Origin of the sequence: Vibrio sp. 10N.247.310.24 (assembly GCF_041467175.1) — a bacterium.
GTDB classification, from domain to species: domain Bacteria; phylum Pseudomonadota; class Gammaproteobacteria; order Enterobacterales; family Vibrionaceae; genus Vibrio; species Vibrio tasmaniensis_A.
In genome coordinates, this window is record NZ_JBFSUD010000116.1 from 1 (window position 1) to 10,857 (window position 10,857).

Below are 10,857 nucleotides of genomic sequence, written 5' to 3' on the forward strand. Positions count from 1 at the left end.
TTATCATCGCGTAAGTTTCACCCACCTGCGCATTGTAATTTCTTAAGCTCAATCGTCCTCCTAGCAACTGTTTAACTCGATACATCGCTGTTTCTGACAATGAACGTTTGTGGTATCCATACCGCTCTTTCCAATACTTATGTGAGCCGTATAACTTCTGGCAACCCACGGCGAGATTTTGGGGGTGACCACGCTCCCAGAAGGTTGTTCCTTCTGACTCGCTTAATCTTAATAGCTGCGTGCCACGCTCTCGTGTCGTGAGCGCCATCACCAGACACCTCAAGGAGGCTTCGGCGTGTTTGTTTCAGTAAGTTAGGGAGGACTTCTCCATCTGTAACCGTCGATAAACTTAGCTCGGCTGCAATAATTTCATGAGTGCTTGTATCGACTGCAATATGTGCTTTCGCCATAAACCTTAAGGCCAGTAACATCAGTGGCTAGGTGCTGTATTGCTCCTTAAATGAGACCCCAACTTGCTTAGCTCTACGCTGATGCAGGTGTAATGTGGACAACTTAATGGAACATGGAAATCTAAATAGCGAGTCGACAAATCCTTGTAGCGCTCTCAGTGGCATAGAAAACACGCGTTTCACCATGAGTGCTGTCGTGATAGCCAAATCACTGAACCGACGTGGTCTCCCGCGCTTATTCTGTTTGCTTTGCGCCCAACCGCTTATCGCCTCTTCATCAAACCAAAAGGTCAGAGAACCACGGTTAATGAGTGATTGGTTGTATTGCTTCCAGTTGGTTGTTTTGTAAAGAGGTTTAGGAATAGGGCTGCGAGAGAGAGTGGATGTAGCTGACCAGATCGTAGGTTCTTGATTTAGTTCCATTGAACCACATTGGTTATATACTTACTCATAGCAAGCTACCCGCTCAAGCGTATGTGTTTAGCGCTGCCAATATTCAACGAGTCATGAAGAATTAAGGAATTAGCTGCCAAACCGCTACAATGACACTCGCTTCCAAAAGCAAAAGGTTCTCTATTTAATAAAAACTGCGGTTTATTTGCTTGGTTCCGAAATAATGTTTCACGAGTAAAGGCCTAAGTTAAGCCGGATAACCAAACTCGGCGACAAGTATGTACACTATAAGCTCATGGCGTTAGAACAGCGATTGTCAATCTTTTTGGAAAAAAACTGAGACAATGGTGTCGAGGAATTTTAGAAAGAGCTGGGCAATAGTGACCTCCCCGCAAAAACGCCCGGAGCATAAGATTACTGTTACACAACCAAACTGAATATGAAAACTATGCTTTTTATACCTAACATTTCTCTCTGTGCCCAAAGCTAGTCATGCAGATTAATTTATGGACTGTTGGCCTTTTCTACAGCTTGGTTTGACAGATATTGATTAAAGACCGAATCTAACACCCCCTCATTGACTGGTTTTGTGATGATTTCTGCGCAGCCAACCTCACGCATTTTAGTTAGGTTTTCCTCGAAGGCATCAGCGGTACAAGCGATGACGATGCTATCACTATAGGGTGAAGATAAAGCCTTAATACGTTTCGTAGCCTCAGTACCATCCATAATAGGCATATGGTTATCCATCATGATTACGTCATAAAAGGTTCTGCTCGCTTGCTCAAAACCTTTTTGTCCGTCAAGGGCAATATCACACTTAAAACCTCTTTTCTTTAGGAATTTAGATAGGATGATGCTATTTACACGATTGTCTTCAACAATCAAAGCTTTCAGCCCTTCGCCATTAAATAACTTCATTGGTTCATTTATTTGCTCTCTAGGCTGTGATACAACTTTGACAGGCACGCAAATGATAAAGCGTGTCCCTACACCTACTTTACTTTCCAAGTTAAGCGTGCCATGCATAGTATCTACGAGCTTGGAAATAATAGTTAAGCCAAGTCCAGTCCCGCCAAATTTACGCGTAGTTTTCCCATCGCCCTGAGTGAATGGGTCAAATATCGTTGCTTGTTTCTCTGCGGGGATACCAATTCCCGTATCAGACACCTTAATTTCTAGATAATCGTTGTTATTCATTTGCGTGAGCCGGGTAGAAAAATGGATCTCCCCTTTTTGAGTAAACTTCCACGCATTATTGAGAAGATTAAGAGCTATCTGTGCTAACCGGGTCTCATCGGCAACTAGGTGTATTGATGTTTCAGAATAGGCCGTTCCTTCAAACGTTATACCTTTATCTAAGCATAAGGGTCGATAACTATTTTCAATTTTATTGTGTAGGTCAGCCAGTTTAAATTCAGAAAGATTAAGCGTCAGCTTACCAACCTCAATTTTAGAAAAATCTAGTATATCGTTGAGAATTGAGATCATATGGTGCCCGGAAGAGAGCAAGGTTTGTTCAAGCTCATGACGCTCATCTTTATTTTTACACTGTGTCAGCAGTTGAGCTGCCCCCAAAACCCCGTTCATAGGGGTTCTCAACTCATGACTAATAGAGGCTATAAATTGTGATTTAGCGACACTTGCGGTTTGGGCTTCAATGGCTACTTTTTTTAATCGGCGCTCAGACTTTTCTAGTGACTGATAAGGAGATATGAGGAGCTTTTTACCTGTAAAATAGACCAATATATATGTCAACGCACCAGCTATCGATAACGCAATGATGAGTGAACGGATAAATTGGTTACGATTGTTTTGATAGATAGCAGGGTTAATACTGTAAACTAAATCCAAGTCGTATCTAGGGAGGTATGTTGTATGTTGCGTCCAATCAATTGGGGGAGGCATACCCCAACTATTATCGCTTTGAATTAAACTTACTTGATATTGTTCGGAGAACCTCAACGGTGATAAAAAGGCGTCAATATCAAATGGCTTCACATACACAAGTAAACCTTCTAGAAAACCGTTGTACAGTATTGGAAGAGCAACCATTAAGTTATTACTATCATCTTGAAAGGTAAATACCCTAAACACACTCGATAGATCTCCTTGTTCAATCTTAGTGTGCAGTTGAGCGAACAGTTCATCCGGTAAGGTTAACTCTTGATAAATTGGGTCACCAAGAATATCCAAGATCACAATATAGTGCTTACCCGTCACTGGTTTCACGATTGCTAGTCTATCACTAATCTCTTGTGGTGTAGCACCCCCCCCTAAAGCGGTAGAAATCACCACTTGATGTGAGGCAATTTTCATCGCTAAATTTTCGGTATTATTCAGGGATTGGCTAATATAACTCTCTGCCGTACTTAGTTTAATTGAGGTATTGATTTTCTCCAGGTTTCTTATTGATTGCTGAGCTTGCTGCTCTAAAAGTCCATAAGTGATAAGAGCGAACACAACCATCGAGATAAACAAAAATACACCGTAAAGCTGAATACCACTGAGTTTTGGTCGAGTTTTATAGATCATTAATCTGCCTTATTAATCTTAGCTGAATCTAACAGCTTGATGGCTCCCACTTGAGTGTACCTCGCCATGCACAAATCATCGGCTCCTAGCGCCTCATGAGCATCAGGATGTGCCACGTCATAAACGCTAAATGGTTGTTCATACGTCTTTAGCAAACCTTGAACCGGTGTGTCCATCTGCTCCAACGCCAGCTTAAGTAGCTGTCGATTATTCACCATATCATCGGTGAGGGTGATACTTTGTGCGGCTTGAATAAATACTTTAGCCAGATCATAGCCATGCACAAAGCCAGCTGGGGCGTCAATAAAATCATTTGTAAACTTATCAGGGAATAGCGCCGTAGCTTGGCGGTATACCTCCTTCGATAGATCGTTCTCCGGAGAGCTATAAAAATTAAAACAAGATTGAACAAAGCTTAAGGCAGTTCTCTGGCGAGCATCAAATGAAACTCGCTGAGAGAAACCACCTCCGGTGATCCCCCAATGACTGAAAATTTTTGGTGGTTGTTCAAGATCAGAGAGAGCTTTGACTAATAAGGGGCCTTCTCGTGAATTCCCTACAAACAGGACACATTCAACGCCGGTTCGATTAAGATCGGCGGCTATCACACGAGCCAGAGCCTCGTCAATTCCCCAATTAAACCAAGTAACCCGAGCTTTTAAGTGTGTGCTGTGGTCGGCTACTGATTGGAAAATCGTTTTGTAATTAGACTTACCCCAAGGCGTTTTTTCTAATAATAAGTCAACAGATTGGCAACCATTATTGATTGCTGTTGAGACCAGTTTCCCCCCAACTTTTGTGTCGTCAACAGAGAGGCGAAATACGAAATTCTTCTCAGACGGGTAGCGAGTTATAGGACCGCCTGCAGCCCATGGCACCAAAATCAACAGTTCACTTTCATTGATATAATCGCGATATTTTATCAGGGGGGAAGAATGCAACCCGGCGAAGAAAACAATTCCATTAGGGTCTTTCTGGTAGCGCTGCATATTGAGCTTGCTTCGCGCCGTATTCCCACGATGGTCAAGTACTTCGAACTCTACTGGAATGCCAAAAAGTTGATTACCATGCTGAGAAAAAGCCGTTTTTACACCCATTTCTATTGCCTCCGCTGAGGCTAGATGCACGGTTCGATCCGAGTCTAGATATACTTTGAGAACAGAAGGGGCTGTTATAGCTGGCGTAGAGCCAACCACAAATAAGCCGATGACTGTAGATTTAAGCCATTTTTTCATTCCGTAGCCCCCTTAATATAAGTTATTGTTTTATTTATGATTTTAATTCTAGACTAGATATTTAGACTTGCAAATGATTTAGGAGGAAAAGTACGGCAGAGGTGCATAAGTGATTCAATATTGACACCATTTACTCTTGAATTGAGGGTTAGCTCTCGACGCCTTCCCATTCATCTAACCATCGAGATAAATGATTTTCAGACATTGGCTTGGCAATAAAGTAACCCTGTGCGACATCACACCCTATCTTACGTAAATACACCCAATCCTCAAGATCTTCCACTCCCTCAACCACGGTCTGCATTCCTAATTGCTGGGCCATCTTGAAACTGGCTTCAAAAATCACGCGTAAAGACTTATTTTTATGGGCCCCATGCACAAAACTTCGGTCGATCTTAAGCTCACTGAATGGAATATCTCGTAACTGGGCCAACGAGGAATACCCCGTCCCAAAGTCATCAATAGATAAAGCAACACCTTTAAGTCGCAGTCGTGTCAGGATGTCCAACGCTAACTGCCGATCATTCATCAGCCGGCTTTCCGTTACTTCCAAGACTAAGTTTGACAATGGGACTCTAGCCTCATGTGCAATGTTTTGAATCTTATCTGGAAACTCCAAGGACGTCAGACTTTCCATTGAAATATTGATTGACATACAAAGCTTTGCGCCCACAGATTGCCAACGTTTGCTCTGTTCCAGAGCATTAGCTAAGACAACCATCGTCAAGTCATCTATCAGTCCATACTCTTCAACAAGTGGGATAAATTTATCAGGTAACACTAGGCCATCTTTAGGGTGTTGCCAACGTACCAAAGCTTCTACACCGACAATTTCACCATCTCGAAGCCTGACCTGTGGTTGGTAGTAATTGATTAGCTCACCTTGTTGAATAGCTCGACGCAGATCAGCTTCAGAATACTCTTTCAGGTCATCAAAACATTCCGTCTCTAGATGAGCGGCCTGATGCTCAATAATTTCTTTTAACTGAGTGGGACTAAAAGGCTTATGGAGACAACCAAAAATATTAAGTTGATAAGTGGTTGCCAGCTTTTTAGCACTGTCTAGAATGGCTTGTTCTTCACCACTCATCAAAATAACACCTCCCTGGTAGCCTATACGCCCCAAGTGACGGACAAACTCTACTCCGTCCATCTTTGGCATCTGCAGATCACAAAAAATTAGTTCTACCTCTTCAGGATGCATTTCTAATTTTTGAAGAGCATCAACAGCATGTTCATATTGATGAACAACAACCTTTTCATTCACAAAATCCTTTAATTGATGAGCAAGCAACTTCATTAAAAACGGCTCATCGTCAATCAACATTATCGCCATACACTTCTCCTATATAATTTTTTTATCAAGGTAGCAGATCACTTCCTCTTCCGTCTCTGCAAAACACTTATCTAACAGAGTCATGGTCAACTCCACCACTGCGACATCACCTATAGTACAAGCATTTTCAAGCTCGGCACACAAGTCACCTAATCTCATCGCGCCCACTGAACGAGATGAAGATTTGAGCTTATGAGCGATACTGCTCACTTCTCTAATATCCTTAGCGGAAGAAGCGGCTCTTAACTGTTCCTGCTGTCTTGTCATTAAACTCAAAAAATCAGTCAAAAAATCACACATAACAGCTGGCTCATTTCCGACAAGCTCAGCGAGCTTACTGACAGTCAATATTTCAGAGTCCCTAGGCTGTTCCTCTTCAAGTAATCCAAGTTCAGGCACTCCATTCTGGTTGGGCAACCATGTTTCAAGAGCCTCTTTAAGTAAATGAAGCTGGACAGGTTTTGTAAGGTAATCATTCATTCCTACCGCCTTGGCTCGACTCTTTTCACCTCTCAAAGCGTTGGCTGTCAAAGCTAGGATAGGTTTTTGTGCCCTCTCCAAGTTATCCTTTCGTATCGCTTCCGTTAATGCATAACCATCCATTTCCGGCATATGTAAATCCGTTAATAGCAACGCATAACTTCCCTCTTGCCAAAGTTGATAAGCCACCAATCCGTTCTCAGCAACCTCTGCCGCATAACCTAGTAGACTCAACTGTTTAAGGATGACTTTTCGGTTGATGCTATCATCCTCTGCAACCAAGATTAACCGTCCTTCTGCACGGGCTTGTGCCACACTCGGTGCCGCAGTTAACGGCAGAGACTCTTCCCCCACTTGATCAAGTATTATTTCAGGCGAAACAATTCCGGCAGCCACTGAAACAGACTGTAAAAACTCTTTTCGCCGCAATAGGTTACAATTTAGAGCAACAAATTCAGGGGATTCAAATTTCAGGGGCCGAGGCTGATCTCGAGTCATCAACAAGTGCCTAATATACCCACTTTCAATTCGTGAACTTTTCAATGTTTTCAGAAAAGCGATGGTAAGTTCCGGGACATGTTTTTGCGGACCAATAATTATAACGACAACCTCTTCAAGCAACTCAGCAATACGTAACGCTTCGGAATGGGTGCTAACAACTTGAACATTAGCACCCGAATGCTCGAGGTAAACTCGTAGAGCGTCAGTATCAAATACTGAGTTCTCAACTAGGATACACTTTGTCTCTGAGAGTAACGATAAAGGTGGTATGATCTCTTTCTGATAAATTGCCAAAGGTAAGCTAACTGTGAACGTAGAGCCTTCTCCTAACTGACTGTTTACTTTAATATCTCCGCCCATTAAGTCCACTAAGCGCTTCGAGATCGCCAATCCTAACCCAGACCCCCCAAAACGACGCGTTGTGGATGACTCCGCTTGAGAGAAAGAAGTAAATAACATAGCTAAGGCATCCGACGATATTCCAATGCCGTTATCCTCGATATTGACAACCATTTTATTATCAACAATGTTCACGCGGACTGAGACGTCTCCTCGTTTTTCCTTACGACCACCACTAAACTTAATTGCATTACCAATTAAATTATAGAAAATTTGCCGCAACCGGATTGGATCAGACAAAATATAACTTGGAAAAATCGGGGCAATAAATAATTGCAAGTCAACCTCTTGCTTCTCAGAAACGGAGACAAGCGAGGAGCATACCCCTTCTATAAGTTCTTCGACAGATACCGGAAATTTTTCAAGATCTAGCTTACCAGCTTCAATTTTTGAGAAATCTAAAATATCATCGATGAGCCTCAGCAGGGCAAACGCAGAGTCATGAATAGTTTTAACTTCATCAACTTGATGGCACTCCAGCTGACTGTGTGACAAAACCTCTAACATACCAATAACCCCGTTCATTGGCGTCCGTATTTCGTGGCTCATTGCCGCCAAGAAAGCCGATTTAGCATGGCTTGCTTGTTCCGCCTCAATTCGAGCTTGCTCTAGCTTTTCATTTGTTGACCGTAATGACGCTGTGCGTTCAGACACCCGTTGGGCAAGTTTTTTACGCTCCTGCTCTATGACAAAATTGGCCGCTTTTTGCTGCTTGGTTGCCTCCTCAAGTTGTCGTAAAGCCTGATGACGTTCGGTTACGTCCCTAACCATTGAAATACAACGCCTTTTCCCTCCAGGTAGAAAAATGTACTGAAGATTGACTTCGACTGGAATGAGATGACCATCTTTATGTTTATGAACAGTAGAAATATGGACAACCTGCTGTTCGCCATTTAACAAGGGTTCAAGCAACTTCCGGTAACGGTTTTCATCGAACTCAACTTTGAAATCAACGGCAGTAAGATCCAACAACTCTTCTCTGGAATAACCAAGTTGACAAACGGCACCTTCATTAACATAGCTGTGGCGAAGCGTTTCTGGATCAAAGATAAATGCCCCATCTTCAATGGCATTCAGCATAGCCATCGCTTCTTTATTTTTCCTCTCTGACTGAACACGCTGGGTAATATCCCGAATAGCGACGGCCACCTGCAAGCCCTTTTCCGACTCAACAGGGCTTAAACTAATGTCAACCGGAAAATCAATCCCCCCTTTACGTCTAGCCATGGTAGAGAGTTGCTCAACACGAGCTCCTTCACCCAATTCTTCATTCTCGAAGAAAGAGCTATTGATATTTGAATAAATACCAGGTAAAAATCGATCTATTAATTGGCCTTTAAGTACATCTTTCCCCCAATTAAAAACAACCTCAGAATGGCTGTTGGCCTGAGTAATACAACCCCCCCTCTCTATTATCAGTATGGCATCAGGTGCAAACTCAAAAATATCAATGAAACGACGTTCATGACGCCTATTTTCAGTTACGTCGTGCATAGCAACCACAGCACCTAGGCGCTTACCATCGAGATCACAAATCGGAGCTCCACTGGCCAAGACGAAGCGGGGACTTTGACCATTAGCGATTATGCAAAGTAGATCATTTTGAATATGCTCACCATTAAATGCTCTAAGCAACGGTATGTTTTCTTTCGCCATCGGTGTTCGCCCGTCACCTTCATATAAATTGTAATAATTACTCCAGAGTTCGGGGGGAATCTGTAATGGGTCAGATCCATGCCACTCTCTTGCTGTACGGTTAAATAAAGTTAAATTTCCGTCCGCGCCACAAGCCACCACCCCTTCACTCAAACTCTCTAAAAGCATTCGATTGAGCTCTTCTTGTCGCTTTAGTTCTTGAGTGCGTTCATTAACACGATTTTCTAACTCCTGGTTTAGGCTCTTAAGGGATCCTTCGGCTTCTCTCCTCGCCGAGGCCTCATGATGCAGCTTTTCAGTTGTTTGATGTGAAACAATCAACATCCGAAAAAGGAAAAAAAACAGAATACTTAAGAGCCCCCCAGTTCCAGCAACAATACGAGGCAGCGAAAAATCGAGACCGGCTTCAAACACGGGGGTAGAAGTATAGATGATCGTCCAATCTCGACCTGCAACATTAATCACCTCCGAGCGTCGAAATGTCGATATGAATTGCTCGTCCACAATACTTAAGGCGCTATTCCCGTCATACAGCAAACTATTAGGGGTGTCTTCTGCGCCATCATATAACCGAAAGCTTACCGTTGAGACGTTAGATTGAAGGATACCTTGCATGAGATCTCTTGCGCGGAATGGGCTGTAAACATAACCAACAAAGGCCTCCCTTCGCTCTTCAACTGTATCAGGGGAATAAAGCGTTTTGTAGATAGGTAAATAAAGCAAAAAACCAGCTTGTTTATCCTCAGTAATCTCCTGAACTAACTCAACCCTACCGGATAAAGCAGCTCTTCCTGTATCTCTTGCCGTAGACATAGCCTGACGCCGAACGGCTTCAGAATACATGTCAAAGCCAAATGCCTGCCGGTTGCGAGCATCAAAAGGCTCCAAATAGATAATGGCCGTGTATTCATCTCGCGCCCCCTTAGGTTTAATCTCATACTGAGGAAAACCTTCCGCCCGAACTTGCTGCACATGCGCCTCTTTATCTCGCGCCGAAATAGGAATTGAAACACCAATCCCCTGTATACCAGGATAATGCAAGCCAAGATTTAACTTATCGATATAATTCGCCCACTCCTCACGATCGACCTGTTCAGAAGCAGCAAATAGAGCAACGCCCCCTGAGAGGGCCTGTTGATAATTCAACATGCGATTTTGAATCAACGCTTTAACGTCTTGGGTATAATTAGTAAAACGGCTTTCAGCATTGCGTTCAACATAATTTCGTGCCATAGACCAACACGCTATTGTTGCACTGAGTGACAATATTAATATACTTAAAGATAGCTTTATGGCCCGAGGCTTCCCAGTCATACATACTCCAAATCAACGATTGACGACACGAATTCTTACGAAACCAGTAAAAGGACGAACAAACTAGAACCTAATTAATGTAAATATTAATGTAAATATTAATGTATATCCACTAGTTGTAGTACAACACCAAACATAAGGAAAGGGCTCTATCCGCTTAGATGAGCTTGATTGATTGGTAAAAGTTAGAGTGAGTTTCTAGGATTGAATTTTGTCTAATCTTCAATTTAAAGGGGATTGTCGCACTTATTATCTGAAATCGGGTGTAAACGAAATTCCATATTGATAATCTACAAAATTATAGCCTTGGGATTCCGGTGTTTTTCAAGGTAGTTGTCATCATTTTCTTGCTTATTAAGCAGCTTCTCTTTCTGGATTTAGGTGAATGTCACCAACAGGCGCACAGTTCCTGATATCACCAGACCACCGCTCAAGCTTTCGCTGTTTTGCTGCTAGCAATACCTCTACACGACGCTTCAAGATATCTTTATCTTTTCCATTGTGACGCTCTGAAGGCGTGACGTGACGTAATTTAGCTTACTCTGCTTATGCTCGGTGTTGTACCAGCGTACGAAGGCTTCAACCCAACTTCGACTAC

General features: G+C 42.7%; 5 protein-coding genes and 2 pseudogenes. All 7 read right to left on the reverse strand.

The window, feature by feature from the left end; all coding sequences use genetic code 11:
* Nucleotides 1–268 (reverse strand): annotated as a pseudogene (locus tag AB6E08_RS21545) (IS5/IS1182 family transposase); the annotation flags it as partial.
* Between the two features lie 10 nt (nt 269–278).
* A pseudogene (locus AB6E08_RS21550) lies at nt 279–431 on the reverse strand (transposase); the annotation flags it as partial.
* Nucleotides 432–437: 6 nt separating this feature from the next.
* Entirely contained in the window at nt 438–833 is a 396-nt protein-coding gene (locus AB6E08_RS21555; protein WP_102258085.1) for a transposase, read from the reverse strand.
* A 474-nt stretch (nt 834–1,307) separates the two neighbouring features.
* Nucleotides 1,308–3,338: an ATP-binding protein gene (locus AB6E08_RS21560; RefSeq protein ID WP_371695935.1), complete on the reverse strand. Its 2,031-nt coding sequence runs from the start codon at nt 3,336–3,338 to the stop codon at nt 1,308–1,310.
* A complete protein-coding gene (locus tag AB6E08_RS21565) occupies nt 3,338–4,573 on the reverse strand; it encodes an ABC transporter substrate-binding protein (protein WP_017097881.1) in 1,236 nt (411 codons plus the stop codon). Before AB6E08_RS21565 ends, AB6E08_RS21560 begins: the two co-directional genes overlap by 1 nt.
* A gap of 148 nt (nt 4,574–4,721) precedes the next feature.
* Entirely contained in the window at nt 4,722–5,909 is a 1,188-nt protein-coding gene (locus AB6E08_RS21570; protein WP_371705129.1) for an EAL domain-containing protein, read from the reverse strand.
* A 9-nt stretch (nt 5,910–5,918) separates the two neighbouring features.
* The gene (locus AB6E08_RS21575) at nt 5,919–10,178 is read right to left on the reverse strand and encodes a CHASE domain-containing protein (protein ID WP_241820711.1); all 4,260 of its coding nucleotides are present in this window, start codon (nt 10,176–10,178) and stop codon (nt 5,919–5,921) included.
* Between the last annotated feature and the right edge of the window lie 679 nt (nt 10,179–10,857).

Excerpts from the sequence above, each read along its gene's own strand:
- AB6E08_RS21555 (WP_102258085.1), bottom strand. The coding sequence starts at position 833 with ATGGAACTAAATCAAGAACCTACGATCTGGTCAGCTACATCCACTCTC.
- AB6E08_RS21560 (WP_371695935.1), bottom strand. The coding sequence starts at position 3,338 with ATGATCTATAAAACTCGACCAAAACTCAGTGGTATTCAGCTTTACGGT.
- AB6E08_RS21565 (WP_017097881.1), bottom strand. The coding sequence starts at position 4,573 with ATGAAAAAATGGCTTAAATCTACAGTCATCGGCTTATTTGTGGTTGGC.
- AB6E08_RS21570 (WP_371705129.1), bottom strand. The coding sequence starts at position 5,909 with ATGGCGATAATGTTGATTGACGATGAGCCGTTTTTAATGAAGTTGCTT.
- AB6E08_RS21575 (WP_241820711.1), bottom strand. The coding sequence starts at position 10,178 with ATGGCACGAAATTATGTTGAACGCAATGCTGAAAGCCGTTTTACTAAT.